Source organism: Vibrio sp. V19_P1S1T109, from assembly GCF_002241375.1.
Classification (GTDB): Bacteria; Pseudomonadota; Gammaproteobacteria; order Enterobacterales; family Vibrionaceae; genus Vibrio; species Vibrio anguillarum.
Window position 1 is genome coordinate 1 of the sequence record NZ_NDIM01000351.1, and the last position, 14,706, is coordinate 14,706.

The 14,706-nt window shown below is 46.3% G+C and carries 10 protein-coding genes; 4 read left to right on the top strand and 6 right to left on the bottom strand.

Annotation, left to right across the window (positions count from 1 at the left end):
• Positions 1-169: 169 nt before the first annotated feature.
• Positions 170-2,032 (top strand): potassium transporter Kup, encoded by a 1,863-nt coding sequence (locus tag B9J87_RS16500; protein WP_094151764.1) that lies wholly within the window; start codon positions 170-172, stop codon positions 2,030-2,032.
• Positions 2,033-2,163: 131 nt separating this feature from the next.
• Here B9J87_RS16500 and nifJ read toward each other — a convergent pair whose 3' ends face one another.
• Positions 2,164-5,448, bottom strand: a complete 3,285-nt coding sequence (gene nifJ / locus B9J87_RS16505; RefSeq protein ID WP_094151767.1) for a pyruvate:ferredoxin (flavodoxin) oxidoreductase — start codon at positions 5,446-5,448, stop codon at positions 2,164-2,166.
• A 115-nt stretch (positions 5,449-5,563) separates the two neighbouring features.
• On the opposite strand from nifJ, the gene B9J87_RS16510 reads away from it, so the two are divergent.
• Both B9J87_RS16510 and B9J87_RS16515 read left to right on the top strand, forming a co-directional pair.
• Positions 5,564-6,994: a sensor histidine kinase gene (locus B9J87_RS16510; protein ID WP_094124215.1), complete on the top strand. Its 1,431-nt coding sequence runs from the start codon at positions 5,564-5,566 to the stop codon at positions 6,992-6,994.
• Positions 6,984-7,697, top strand: coding sequence for a response regulator (locus B9J87_RS16515; RefSeq protein ID WP_017046943.1), 714 nt, complete (start codon positions 6,984-6,986; stop codon positions 7,695-7,697). The genes B9J87_RS16510 and B9J87_RS16515 overlap by 11 nt, the downstream gene beginning before the upstream one ends.
• 327 nt (positions 7,698-8,024) lie before the next feature.
• Here B9J87_RS16515 and B9J87_RS16520 read toward each other — a convergent pair whose 3' ends face one another.
• The 5 genes from B9J87_RS16520 to fruB all read right to left on the bottom strand — a co-directional run bounded on the left by B9J87_RS16520 (position 8,025) and on the right by fruB (position 13,151).
• Entirely contained in the window at positions 8,025-8,711 is a 687-nt protein-coding gene (locus tag B9J87_RS16520; protein WP_176429555.1) for a DedA family protein, read from the bottom strand.
• A 53-nt stretch (positions 8,712-8,764) separates the two neighbouring features.
• Positions 8,765-9,142, bottom strand: a complete 378-nt coding sequence (locus B9J87_RS16525) for a hypothetical protein (RefSeq protein ID WP_254918149.1) — start codon at positions 9,140-9,142, stop codon at positions 8,765-8,767.
• A 141-nt stretch (positions 9,143-9,283) separates the two neighbouring features.
• Complete coding sequence (fruA, locus tag B9J87_RS16530) at positions 9,284-11,026, bottom strand: PTS fructose transporter subunit IIBC (protein WP_017050018.1); 1,743 nt, start codon at positions 11,024-11,026, stop codon at positions 9,284-9,286.
• 18 nt (positions 11,027-11,044) lie between these two features.
• Complete coding sequence (gene pfkB, locus B9J87_RS16535; RefSeq protein WP_094151780.1) at positions 11,045-11,998, bottom strand: 1-phosphofructokinase; 954 nt, start codon at positions 11,996-11,998, stop codon at positions 11,045-11,047.
• A gap of 10 nt (positions 11,999-12,008) precedes the next feature.
• Positions 12,009-13,151, bottom strand: coding sequence for a fused PTS fructose transporter subunit IIA/HPr protein (gene fruB, locus B9J87_RS16540; RefSeq protein ID WP_094151783.1), 1,143 nt, complete (start codon positions 13,149-13,151; stop codon positions 12,009-12,011).
• A gap of 226 nt (positions 13,152-13,377) precedes the next feature.
• Between fruB and cra the strand changes: the two genes are divergently transcribed.
• A complete protein-coding gene (gene cra, locus B9J87_RS16545; RefSeq protein WP_170935193.1) occupies positions 13,378-14,511 on the top strand; it encodes a catabolite repressor/activator in 1,134 nt (377 codons plus the stop codon).
• The last annotated feature ends 195 nt before the right edge of the window (positions 14,512-14,706 follow it).

Sequence of the window (14,706 nt, forward strand, 5' to 3'; positions counted from 1 at the left end):
TGTGGATTGAAACGAGTTTGACCACTATTACTACATTTTGCTCAATCTGGGATTGAATCTTTATACTTTTTATATGCCTATCCTTGGTTTTATACATTTTCTTTAAATCTATCTGATTACTATGAGGTGAGCATAGTTAGATAGGATGCCCATTTAGGGCAATATTGAAATGAAACAACCACAAAAAAGTACCGCTTCGCTTGCACTATTAGCCGTAGGTATCGTATATGGCGATATTGGCACTAGCCCGTTATATGCACTAAAAGAGGTGTTTTTTAGTCACCACCCATTACCGATCAATTCATTGAATGTACTTGGCATCCTCTCTTTGGTGTTTTGGGCATTTGTGTTGATCGTCTCGGTGAAATATTTAATGCTCATCACTCGTGCGCATAAACATGGTGAAGGTGGTATTTTAACTTTATCTGCAATTGCTAAAGAGCATTGCCCAGATTCACTAAAGCCTTTGGTGTTATTACTTGGGTTATTAGCCACCGGGTTCTTTTTTGGTGAAGCGGTAATAACGCCGGCTATGTCAGTACTGTCTGCTGTGGAAGGTATCGCGGTGGTGGAGCAAGATTTCGCACCATTCGTGCTACCGATTGCAGTAGGAATTATCGTGATTCTGTTTGCAATTCAAGCATTAGGCACCGAACGTATTGGGCGATTTTTTGCGCCGGTAATGGTTATATGGTTTCTCTCGCTGGGCGTTTTAGGGTTTAACGCTATCATTGAGCAACCACAGGTATTAGTCGCAATCAATCCTTATTACGCGTTTCATTTTATCGCCGCACAGGGGGTAAATACGTTGATCATTCTTGGCGTCGTAGTGCTGTCAGTGACTGGCGTTGAAGCCTTGTATGCAGATATGGGACACATTGGTATTAAGCCAATCCGTCTTGCTTGGTTTATGATTGTGTTACCCAGTTTATTGCTTAACTATTTTGGGCAAGGGGCTTATCTGTTGGTTTCTCAAGGTGTTACAGGCCAAACCTTTTTTGGTTTAGTGCCTAATCTGTGGCTATGGCCTGTGATCATTTTGGCTACCTTAGCGGCCGTGATTGCTTCACAAGCGGTGATTTCAGGGATCTTTTCATTAACTCGTCAAGCAATGAACTATGGTTATCTCCCGCCACTGAAAATTACCCATACGTCAGAGCACTCTCAAGGGCAAATTTATGTTCCAGCAGCCAATGTGTTGCTGTTTGTCGCTGTGCTATTTGTGATGATGCGTTTCCAATCATCGGCTAACTTAGCTGCCGCTTATGGCATCGCCGTAACGGCGATCATGGCAATTTCGTCGTTACTGATAGTGATTGTGGCACGTTATTACTGGCAATGGCCGCGAGCACATGTTTGGTTGCTGGGGACGGTTTTTGTTAGCCTAGATGCCTTTCTCTTTACTTCAACCTCGACCAAATTGAGTGATGGTGGTTGGTTGCCGATTTCGCTAGGTGGTCTTATCTTTGCTGTGATGTCTATTTGGCAGCAGCAGAAGCAGCGTTTACTTGATGTGTCGGGCAGTGATTTGTCGCTTTCTGCCATGATTGCTTCTCTTGAAGGGGAAACATTTCGTCGTACTCAAGGTAATGCCGTCTACCTTTCGCGTGTCAGCCATCATGTCCCTCGCTCTTTGGTGCATAATTTGAAATACAATAAAACGCTTCATGAGCGTAATATATTGATGACGTTTCAGTATGAATCACAGCCTAAAGTGCATCCTTGTCGCCGAGCAGAGATCGAGCAGTTGTCAGAAACGTTTTGGCAAGTGATCATCCATACGGGCTATCAGGAAGTACCAGATATTGAACAAGTGATGCACTCCTGTTCGCTTAAAGGGCTGCATCTACATCCCAATGAGACTATTTTCTTGCTCTCTGCTGAGCGTATTCAGGCGCAGAAAGTGGGCCTATGGCATGATTTCAAAGCGCGGTTATTTATCTTAATGAGCAAACATGCGCTGCGTACGGCAGAGCGGCTTAACATTCCTTCTGATCGTTTGATTGAGATGGGCGTCTATCGAGAAATTTAATGTCTTGATTGCATTGTGTTGCGGTTCAGCGCACCGACTCATTGAGCTTAAAGCAAGAACCATCAACTCACGTAGAAATAAGCCGTTTCTTTATCAAGGAACGGCTTATTTCTTAGCAGGGTTAAGGTGTGTTATTCAACGTTTTTGCCAAGCGCTGCATACAGTGGCCAGTCACCTTGCTTAACCAGTGCCTTGGTGTATTCGGCGCTCTGCGCAAGATCATAATGGTGCTCAATGCATGGAGAATAAGCGACAACCAATGATGGCCCCTTATGTTCCCCAGCCGCTTGTAGCGTTTTGATCGTGTGATTCATATTGGCCGCTAAAGCGATTCTTGCCACATAAATACCGGGCAGGTTTTGGTAAAGAGCAACCAAATCTTTGGCGGGATTTGGGTTGGGTAAACTACACAGTTTGGCTGTTTTTCCTTGTGGGGTTGATTTGGATTTTTGCCCACCAGTGTTGGCATAGCATTGAGTATCGAGTACTAAGATATTGATGTTTTCACCGCTGCGTAACACATGGTCAAGGCCGCCAAAACCGATGTCATAAGCCCAGCCATCGCCACCTATCAGCCATACCTGTTTTTCAATCAAATAATCAAGTAATAGCTTTAATTCGGCATGCTGAGTGTCTGACGTTAAGCTTGATTTTATCTTGCTCAGTTGTTGTCGACGCTCATCAACGTCAGTGAGTAACTCATTGCTGCCGTAAAGGGAGTGTTGAGCAAAGGCCGTTTGTGCTCGCGCCCCTAAGGCTTTGACGGCTAATCGCATTCCCAGCCCAAATTCCGCGTTATCTTCAAATAGGCTATTGGCCCATGCAGGTCCTCTTCCTTGGGCATCTTGGCTATAGGGTGTTGTGGGCAAATTGCCACCAAAAATGGAAGAGCATCCTGTGGCATTAGCAATATAGAGTCGGTCACCAAATAATTGGGTTAAAATCCGAATATAAGGTGTTTCACCACACCCAGCGCAAGCATTAGGGTATTCGAAATAAGGCTCAACATGCTGGATGGTTTTGACATCAATACGACTCTGCTGGTGGATGTTTTGCATTGGCAGCGCATTAAACTGGGCAAACTGCTGCTGTTCTTGTTCATAACAAAGCGGCTTACTGACCATAGTCAACGCTTTCTGCTCAGGGTCGCGCTTATCTTTGGCTGGGCAAACTTGCGCGCAGAGTTGGCAGCCAGTGCAGTCATCGGGCGATACTTGCAATGCGTATTGCGCATCTTGTTGATGACGAGAGCGATAAGGCATGGTTTTAAGCGTGGTCGATGTTTGATGTACTTCGTTGGGTTCGAACACCCGAGCACGAATTGCTGAGTGCGGACATATCGAGACACAGTAACCGCACTGAGTGCAGAGATCCGGATCCCAAACTGGTAATTGTTCGGAGATATCTCGTTTCTCTAAAGAAGAAGTATTGGTTGGCCAAATCCCGTCAGCAGGGTAGGCAGAGACAGGTAAATTTCCCCCTTTCCCAGCGAGTAACCATTCCACCAAAGAACCGGGTTGGCTGCGCTCTTTGATTGCAAATGATGTTTGCGAGGTTTGTGCGGTGATGGTGAAAGGTGAGTCGTTTATCTCGTGCGCTGTTGCCTCAATGCACGCGAGGTTACGCTCGATAAGTGCGTCAGGTTTTCCTTGTAATTGCGTTTTGCACATCGCTTGCAGAACCAGCAAAGTTGCACGCTGTTGAGAAGGTTCTTGGCTTGGACTGAGCAGTAAAGTCGCCGCTACTTGCATAGCTACGCTGGCTTTGTTTTTGAGTTGATGCTGAGTGCTTAACTTATCGGCATCGATCGTCACCACTTTGATCTGTTTAGCTTGAATCGTCGATTGCAATGCAAATGGCAGAGAATCCCACAGTGCTTGCCCTGTAAGCGATGTGTTGATCAATAGTAGCGCGCGCTGACAAAATCGCTGCGTGATATCGATGTCTTTCAGTAGGCCTAATTGACTGAGCGAAATTAATCTGGCTTGTCGAATCGGGTACGGAGTTTGGATCGGTTGTTCGGAGAGTCGCAAGTGCGTCGTCGTAAGATTGCGTGATTTTTTCGAGTCGTACTCGAACTGAGCATTCACATACCAGTGGTTTTGCTTGCCAAGAGCTTTGAGCACGTTTTTTCCTGCCGAGATGCTACCATCACCACCGTAGCCGTACATCAACACCGTTTGCAGCGCTTCTTCTCGTTCAGGCTGTGAGGTAACGGGTAGGCTAAGATGAGTGACGTCATCATCGATTCCTACCACGAATTCTCTTTTCCGGCCGTGCTCATTTCGCATCATAGCGAAAATGTGCTGCGCATCTTCTGGAAAGAAAGCTTTTCCCGATAAACCATAACGGCCTCGGAATAACTCAATGGGTCGACCACTTTGGTAAATGGCATCAAGCACATCCAGATACAGCGGTTCACCGCTACTTCCGGGTTCTTTAGTGCGGTCCAACACACTGATCTGCTGTACCGATTCAGGCAAGGCGTTGAGTAATGCTTGAGTAGGAAAAGGGCGATAGAGATGAACGGTGACAACACCGACGCTCTCATCTGGCTTGCTTTGAACGTATTGGTTGAGTGTTTCACTGACCGAGCCAAGAGCGATGATTAGTCGTGTAGCTTGTGGATGGCCACAGTACTCTACTAAGTGATAGGCACGTCCAGTGAGCTGCGCAAACTCATCCATACAGGTTTGGACAACATCGGGTGCATGCTGTTGATAGCGGTTTTGCGCTTCGCGGCATTGAAAATAAGTATCTGGACCTGCCGTTGCTCCGCGTAAGGTTGGGCGATCGGGCGTTAAGGCGCGTTGACGAAATTCAAGTAATGCGCGATGGGGAAAAAGTTGCGCTACCTGCTCGGTGGTGAGCATGTCTATATTAGTTAAGGTATGAGAGGTGATAAATCCATCAAAAAAATGGACAAACGGTAACCGACTGCGCAGTGAAGCCATGGTCGATATCAACGCCATGTCTTGTGCTTGCTGACCGTTGCTTGCGCATAACATGGCAACGCCCGTTTGCCGAATCGACATCACATCTGAGTGATCGCAAAAAATCGATAGGGCATGGGTTGCGACACTGCGCGCGGCGACATGGATCACGCACGGAGTCAGCTCTCCCACCAATTTATATAAAGTGGGGATCATCAATAATAATCCTTGCGAAGAAGTAAACGTCGTGGCTAATGCACCGCTCATGGCGCTGCCATGCACAACCGCAATGGTTCCCGCTTCAGATTGCATCTCAATTACCTCGGGTGTCTCCCCTAAGATATTGAGCTGATGTTTTGCCGACCATGCTTCACAGCACTCGGCCATGGTGGTACTTGGCGTTATCGGGTATACGGCAATCACTTCACTTAATTGATAGGCTATATTTGCTACCGCAGTATTAGCATCAGTAATCCAATTCATTACTCTGGAAACCTCTTGTGTTTATCGCAATCGTTGCGACTTACGTCTGAAGATGTATGATTCCGTCACTAAGGTGACAAAATCACGAGAAACAAAGATGGTTAAGACGCTAAACATGGCGCGAGTAAACGAGACACAACGGGTCATCTTATTGATATGCCTGTATGTGTTGGTTACTACGGTGGGCGTGATTTACCGAAAAAATATCTTAGAAACAGACATGGCAATGCTGTTTTTATTGCTCAACATTGTTAGTGCTTCACTACTTCGTCCACGCAATGCATACCTCATGACCATTATGGGCGTCATAGTGTATTACTACTTCTTATTGCCGGATTACAGTTCGTTCCGTTTTAAGAATGCACAGCATGTGATTACTTTTTCGGTGATGGTGTTCAGTGGGATGTTCGCGATCAATATAACACAGTCACAGAGAAAGCAAATACAGAAAAATAAGCACCTCCAGATGCGCCATAAGACCTATTATCAGCTTGCTTGCCACTTGTCGGCACTGCGAACCAGTGAGCAAATTGCGCAGGCGACCGTGCAATTTCTTAATAAAGAGCTGAGCTTGCCGAGCGCGATTTTATCTGCTCACCCTCACTGGCATCTGCTTGCAAAAAACGATTCGTTTCCGTATGCCCAGCTAGAAGAATTTGATGGCCGTCATGTACCTGCGACCACCACCATTCACTGGCTTAAAGATCGAGAGACAGTATTGGGCGTATTAGCGGTTGAAAAAGATCAACAGGACAAAGTTACCCCGTGGGTCATTTCATTACTCAGTTTGTCACTGGCACGTTCGCAAGCTAACCAAGCGCTTGCGGAAGTGGAAACGGCTAATCAATTAGAAACCATGCGTAGCACGTTATTAGCGTCAGTATCTCATGATTTGAAAACACCATTAGGGACGATCATTGGCGTGGCAACGACGTTGACCGATGCGGGGTTGAAGCTGGATCAAGAGGTGCAAGATGAGCTATTGAAATCGATCGCTGAGCAAGGTGAGCGGCTCAATCGTAGTTTAACAAAACTGCTTGATATCACGCGTTACACTAGCGCGGCCCTCGTACCTAAGTTGGATTGGGTCGAACCTGAAGAAGTGCTTGGCAGTGCACTGAGCCGTTTATCTCGACGATTGCGTCACCATCATGTGAATTTAAAAAGTGAACCAATGTTGGTTGAACTCGATAGTTTATTGATTGAACAGGTTATCTCTAACCTGATTGAAAATTCAGCCAAATATACACCTAAAGGAAGTGAGATAGAGATCCAGATAGAATACCGCGATGAGGCGTTTATTTTAACAGTAGCGGACAATGGCCCCGGTATTCCTGAGCAAGAATTAACCCGAATTTTTGAGCGTTTTTATCGCCTCAACCATACCCAAGTCGATGGCACAGGGCTTGGCTTAGCGATATGCCAAGTGATCGTCACCGCACATCACGGTACGATAGTTGCTCGCAACCGTGAAAGCCAAGGTGTTAGTTTTACCGTGGCGATACCATGCCGACTTTACGATTTAAAGGGACTGTATGAACAGTGAAATTAAAATCTTGATCATTGAAGATGAAGCACCGATTCAACGTTTTCTCAACGTGTTGATCAGCGGTTATCAGTATCAAGTCAAAACGGCTGGAACAGCAGAGCAAGGGATAGCCTTAGTCGCAAACTGGAATCCGCATCTGATTTTATTGGATTTAGGCTTACCAGATATGGAAGGTATTGCACTCACCAAAGAGCTTCGGGGTTGGACGCAGACGCCAATCATTGTCATCTCGGCCCGTGATAAGGAATCAGATAAGGTTCAAGCACTTGATGCAGGAGCCAACGATTACTTGATTAAACCATTTGGTAGTGAAGAACTGCTAGCGCGAATACGTGTCGCGTTACGCCAACTGAGCCAACCTCAGCCTCAAGAGTCGGTTTGCTACCAATTCGGCCAGATAGTTGTCGACTTGGCATTTAAGCAAGTGACTAAAAGTGGTGAACCGTTAAAACTGACCAAAACCGAGTACAATATTTTAAAACTTTTGGTGAGAAATATGGGCAAGGTTTTGACTCATAAACAAATTTTAAAAGAAGTGTGGGGCAGTAACTACATTGAACATCATCATTATGTTCGTATTCATGTTGCCCAGTTGCGTCATAAAGTGGAAGAAAATCCAGCCCAACCTAAACATATTATTACAGAAACAGGGGTAGGATATCGGTTGGTAGAAGGCGAATCAGACCAGTTTGCGGTTTAGGCCACTTTATAAAATCTTTATATCGAGCCTTGCTATCCATACAGCATCTATACGAAGCGCTTGTTAGACTCAATATCGGTTAAGTACTCAGGCAGAGCCAGCGTGAAATGTTAGTGGGATGTTTTGCGAGATATTGGATTAGTGAGCACGTAACAAATACACACATCTTTAGCCGTTTTGTAAGGAGCGCAAGCTTTTTACATTTATAATTAATTATTCTGTTTTAGGGCTCTTTTGAGCCCTTTTTTTATCTATTGTCAGCGTGGCTCGCTGCTATGCTCATTCGATTACGAACGCCACGGCCATTTGAACCGTGGCGTAAGGCCGCTATAATTGGCTTTCTTCACTGATACGAGGGGCTTTTTGCAGTGAACGTTTACGCATTAACCAACCCACTAGTACCGTTGAGATAGCGATCAACAGTGTCATCAGTGGTGCTAATATCAACGCATGATTGGCTATTTTGGCAAGCTTGTCGGGCAAAAGAGAAATACCTAAGCCTGAGCCGATCAAAAACAGAATCCACGCCAGCGCGCTCAGTGGTGAGACGAGCAGGAAGCGTGTTGGTGTTACTGCATTACGCAGCCCCATTACCATAGGCAGCAAAGAACGAACTACCGGCAGAAAGCGCCCCATGAACATGGCCAGTAGCCCATACCTTTGGATCAAGTTATCGGTAGTGCGCCACTGTTTTTCTGAGACTTTGTTGAGCCAAGTTGAGACTAATCGCCACTCTTTAAGTTGGTGGCCTTGATAAAAGGCGATCGCACTGCCCAGCCAACCAGCAAAAACCAGCACGCCAATAATGGCATACAGGTTGAGTACCCCAACGGCCGCAAGGCTACCGCACAGTACAATCACACTATCGCAAGGCAGCGGCGCTGCTGGAATAAATGCACTTTCAACGAAGATAAGTAATCCAATGCAGAGGTAAAGTAACGACAGATCGACCTGTTGTAGCGCAAACAGATCTTGATGCCATAAGGCAGAGAAAATAGACAAAAAAGTATTCATAACAAGCTTCCTCAATCAGTAAATAGTAATAATTGGTCCGATTGAAAAAGGTGTTAAGCGTGGGCGAAGCGTGAATACAGGTTGGAAAATTGCAGTGCTTTACGCACAAAAACGTGAGTTGATTGACCTATATACAGAGAACAAATGACGACAAACGCAGTGGTACTGAGAGTGTAAAAAAGTAGGGTAGTTTCTGCGCTCGTCTCTTCGTCGTCATCTGAGATTAACCGAAGCCCACTGACTCGTGGCGTTTCATGCCTTGTGGTTAATATCGCTGCATCACGATCAACAAAAAATAGATGACTGGAAAAACGAACATGCTGGATTGTCGTAGACTCACTCGCCGAAAAGCTTTGTGTAGCATTGAGGTTGAGCGAGGAGAACAGGCTCAATAAGCTAAACAAGAAGGCAAACATCAATGACTGGATCATAACTATCGCGAGGCTACTTAAACTGAGGGTGAGTATGCGGCGTGTCAGCGGTGCGTGTAAAGGAATTTTAGCCCTGGAAAAGCGTGAAAAAGTGAGCAGCGCTGCTGCTCACTCATGATGGTTAGATATTAATGATGCAAATTATATTGCTGCCGCGGTTGAGCTCTCGCTCGCTTTTGCGCGGTTTTTAAGGAAGGCGTAACCAAAGCCAGTCACCGCCGTACCAGCCGCAATCGCGATTAGGTACATCAGTACAGGTGTAATCGCATTTGGTATCAGTAGGACAAATAAGCCGCCGTGCGGAGCCATTAATTTCGCGCCAAACAACATAGACAGTGCACCCGTTAACGCGCCGCCTGCCATACAAGCTGGGATAACGCGCATTGGATCTTTCGCTGCAAATGGAATTGCCCCTTCAGAGATAAAGCATAAACCTAGTACAAATGAGGCTTTACCCGCTTCACGTTCACCGGCTTCGAATTTATCTCTGGCAAGGAAAGTCGCAAGGCCCATACCTAACGCTGGCACCATACCCGCAGCCATAATAGCGGCCATTGGTGCGTAAGTTTGCGAAGCAAGTAGACCAACACCAAAGGTATACGCTGCTTTATTAATCGGCCCACCTAAGTCAAAGCACATCATCGCGCCTAGGATTACACCCAGAAGTACGGCGTTGGCTGAGCCCATGTTGTTTAAGAACTCAGTCATTGCAGCCATGATGCTCGATACAGGGCCACCGACGATGTAAATCATCACCAAGCCAGTAAAGAGACTCGCCACAAATGGAATGATGAGGATCGGTTTTAGCGCTTCCATCGATTGAGGTAAGGAGACTTTATCTGCAATGAATTTAGCAGCGTAACCTGCAATGAAACCGGCCACAATACCGCCAAGAAAACCGGCTCCGGTAGAGCTTGCCAGCATCCCGCCAATCAAACCAGGAGCAAGCCCCGGACGGTCAGCAATCGAGAACGCAATAAAACCCGCCATGACAGGGATCATTAATGCAAAGGCTGAACCGCCACCAATGGTCATCAGCGCTGCCGCCAATGTGCCTTGCTCTTTAAACGCTTCAATACCAAACACAAAAGAGAGTGCGATGATCAAACCACCCGCGACTACGACAGGAAGCATGTGAGATACCCCAGTCATCAGGTGCTTGTACACCCCTTTTTTCTCTTCGGTTTGATTATTATTAGACGCTGACGATTGCGTATAAATAGACGCTTGGTTAAACGCGTTGGTGATCTCTTGCTCGGTTTTTTTCAGTGCAAGGCCAGTACTGGTTTTGTACAGTTTTTTGCCGTTGAAACGATCGAGTGGCACTTCGATATCGGCCGCAATGATCACCAAATCCGCATCAGCAATCTCTTGTGCCGTGAGTTGGTTTTTCGCGCCCACAGAACCACGTGTTTCTACTTTGATCTGGTGGCCAAGGCGTTTTGCATGGTTTTCTAGCGCTTCTGCCGCCATAAAGGTGTGTGCAACACCCGTTGGACAAGCGGTGATAGCCACGATTTTTTTAGCAGCTTGCGTTACGACTGGCGCAGACACCGTTTTTGCCTCTTGCTCAGTTAGGATAGTCGCTGCACTTATCGCGCTGTTTAAAAAAGTAACGGGATCAGACGTGCAGGCTGAAATGTCACTTTGGTACACTTTTTTGCCGATAAAGCGGGTGGTATCTATTGGTGTATTACGAGCAATAACCACCACATCTGCGTTGTCGATTTCACTGCTAGAGAGCGTATGGCCTTGAATGATGCTGGAATGACATTCAACCACAGCGGTCCAATTGAGCGATTTTGCCGCTTGTTCAAGCAGCCCGGCAGCAATGATGCTGTTTGCAACGCCACTGGGGCATGCGGTAATAATAGCAATCTTCATAGTTACGACCTTCTGTCCTTATGAGTTAGCGCTTAAGCTAACGGGTTGTAATTGGATTTGTTGTTGTAGGGTTTCGAGTTGTTTTCGGTTTGACATACCCACGCCGACTTGCGTAACAGCTAACGCAGAGAGGGCAGTGGCAAAAGTAAGCAGTTCTGTTTTTTCCATCTGCTGCATGTGTCCCCAGCAAAGGCCCGCGACTAAAGTATCGCCTGCGCCAACAGTGCTAACGACCTGCATACGTGGTGGTTTTGCATGCAGCCATTGATGTTGGTTCAACCACATCACGCCATTTGCTCCCATCGACACCACGATATTTTCAATGCCTTTTTCGGCCAGTTGCGCGGCGGCAGCTTGGCATTGCTCAGGAGTGTGTAGTTCACGCCCCACAAATTGAGAAAGCTCTTCATCGTTTGGTTTAATCAACCAAGGCTTTGCGTCAAGACCCGCTTTGAGGGCATCACGACTGCTATCAAACAGCACTTTTTTACCCATGGAGTGCAGTTTTTCGATCCACGAAGCACATAATGCTGAGGAGATGCCCTGTGGCAAGCTACCAGCGAGCACAAAATAGTCGTGATCAGCGGCTAATCTATCGAGAGTGCGTTCGAACTGCTCAATGGCAAGCGGCGTCACTTCAACTCCGGGGAAATTGATGTCGCTCACTTCGCCCGATTTCTCGACCAATTTCACGTTAATACGGGTTGCACCATCAACACGAACAAACTCATCAATTGCGGCCATTTGATCAAATAGCTGACAGAACAACTCTTGGTTATCACGGCCAAGAAATCCGGTCACAGTCACCTTTGCACCGAGATCGCTCAGTACTTTCGCAACATTAACCCCTTTACCTGCGGCGTGAAGTGAACCTTGTTTGACTAGGCTCACTGAGCCAACATTCAGCACATCCAAGCTACCTGTTAAATCAAGCGCTGGGTTTAGCGTGATAGTGACGACTTTATTTGTCATGACTTAATCCTCACCCTTCACCTAGACCAGAAGCAATCGCTTTACCGATCGATTCTAATGCTTGCTCGGCGTCTGGCCCCTCAGCTGAAAACTGAAGCTGGTGGCCATGTTTTACGCCCAGCGCAATGACTTTCATCAGGCTTTTCGCGTTGGCTGTTTTTCCGTCGCCATCTAAGTTAGACACTTTGATATTGGCTTCAAATTTCTTCGCTTCGGCCACCAACATCGCTCCTGGACGAGCGTGCAGACCATGTGCGTTTTTGATTTTGAATACCGCAACCTTGCTTGCTGCGCTCTCATTTTTTGCCGGAGCTTGCTCATTGTCATTGCTGAAGAAAGCCAATAATTGGGCAGCATTCGCATTGAGCAAGGTTTCTTGTTGTTGCTGAAGCACAAGCTGCGTGAGCTTATCCAGAATGTTTTGGTGAGCATTATTACAAGCGGCAATCGCGATCAAGGCTTTGACGTTGAGTTGATTGTATTCACACGCATTGGCGGTTGACACAAACGAAATGCCCGTGCGTTTGACCGCTTTATCACTGCTGATTAACCACAATCCCTTGCCTAGGTGGGTTGGCTCTTTCGTGACCAGTTCGGCAACAAATTCATTGTCGGCACAGCCGGTATTGCGTAGCAAACCGCCAGCGACGGCGCTCATCTGTACCATATCACTGGCAGGGAAAAGCAGTTGGATCAACGAAGCATCAAAATCAGGCTCAAATTGCACTTCGCCATTGAGGAGTGCAATGACATCATTGGCACTGGACGCTCGTTTCAGTTTCTCTTCAACGCCATCGGCGGACAACACTTGCGTCAGTTGCTTCAGAATGCCCAAATGTTCATCGGATTTCGCTGCAATACCAATCGCGACATAAACGGTTGCATCGTTACCCCAGTCAACGCCGTTGGGGAAGTGGTGAACAGCAACACCCGTTTGCTTAACCAGTTGACGTGTATCGGTTGTACCGTGTGGGATCGCGATACCATTACCAAGAAAGGTCGAATTCTGAGCTTCACGGTTAAGCATGCCATCGACATAACCTGCTTCGACGAACCCTTTGTTGGTTAGATCCGCTGCGATAGCTCGAATCGCCTCTTGCTTGTTCGTGGGTGATTGGCCCAAAGTAATATTGTTGGAATTGAGTTGCAGCATTTTGGCCTCTTTGCCTTACGGCTTAATTCGTTATCACTTTGAAGTATAGATTTCACCTAAGTGATAGTTTATTAATATGACTTATTCAAGCTGAATCGTTTCAGCTTTTTTCCCAAAAAAATTCAGCAAACCTATTTTTGACGAAAAATGGCGCTGTTCAACTTATTACTCGCACTGCTCATTTTTTATAACACTCACATTTGGTGATCTTTACATCGATGAAGTGATGGTCAAATGTAGCCTTAGTTATCATTTTGTAATTTTGCTGAATCCTTTCAGCTTTTATACTGAATCGATTCAGCGTATAATTCAACTTCATCAAGGATCAAAAAATGAGTTCTATGATCCGACGCACAGAACAAGAGTGGTTGATATGACACTAGATGAGATAGCGAAGTTAGCGGGAGTCTCTAAAACCACCGCCAGTTATGTAATCAATGGCAAAGCGCAGAAGTACCGCATTAGTGAAAAAACCCAGCAGAAAGTGATGGCCGTGGTGGATGCTCATAATTACCGTCCCGATCACGCCGCTTCTGCTTTGCGAGCAGGAAATAGCCGCTCTTTTGGGCTCATCATCCCTGATCTTGAGAACACCAGTTACGCGCGTCTTGCTAAATTGTTAGAACAGAACTCTCGCCAAGCGGGTTACCAAATTCTCATCGCCTGTTCGGACGATGACCCGCATACCGAGATGTCGGTGGTGGATGCCTTAGTCTCACGCCGCATCGATGCGCTATTTGTCGCCAGTGCGATTCCTCACGCCAGTGAGTTTTATCTCAAGTTGCAACATTCAGGCACTCCGGTTATTGCGATTGACCGCCCGTTAGATGATGAGTTTTTTGCCTGTGTGATCAGTGAAGATTTCAACGCCGCGTTTGAATTGACTCACTCTCTATTAACGCCGGAGATTAAAACCGTTGGTTTGGTCGGTGCATTACCAGAGCTCAATATTTCGCAAGAGCGTCAGTTGGGTTTTGAAGCCGCGTTAAGAGCGAAAACTGTGCACAGTGTTATCGGTTATGGCGCGCACTTTAATCGAGAAGAGGGCAAACGAGTGGTGAATGATTGGATCGCCAATAACAGTATGCCAGATGCGATCGTCGCGACTTCTTACACTCTGCTTGAAGGGATTTTAGATGTATTGTTTGAAAACCCAAGCTTGATGAATCGTGTGAAGTTATCGACATTTGGTGATAATCGTTTACTTGATTTCTTGCCGATTAAAATCAACTCGTTGCCGCAGCAGTTTGAATTGATTGCCGACAGCGCACTCGCGTTAGCACTCAACGCTTCGGCAAAACGTTATCAAGCTGGGATCGAATTGGTGCCTCGTAAACTGAAAGTTCGTGAGACGCATTAGCCAAACATAACTTATTTGATGCTTATCGCACTGCAACAGCGATAACTGCTTAAGGCTTTATTGCTTCGGTTCTATCGAATTACGTAATAAAGCCTGCATTTATCGCAAACAATCTTCGTTAACATTCCAATAACATGAAGCATATTGCTAACTCCATGGACAAATAAGCTAGTAAAATTATTTTGTGATTTTGGT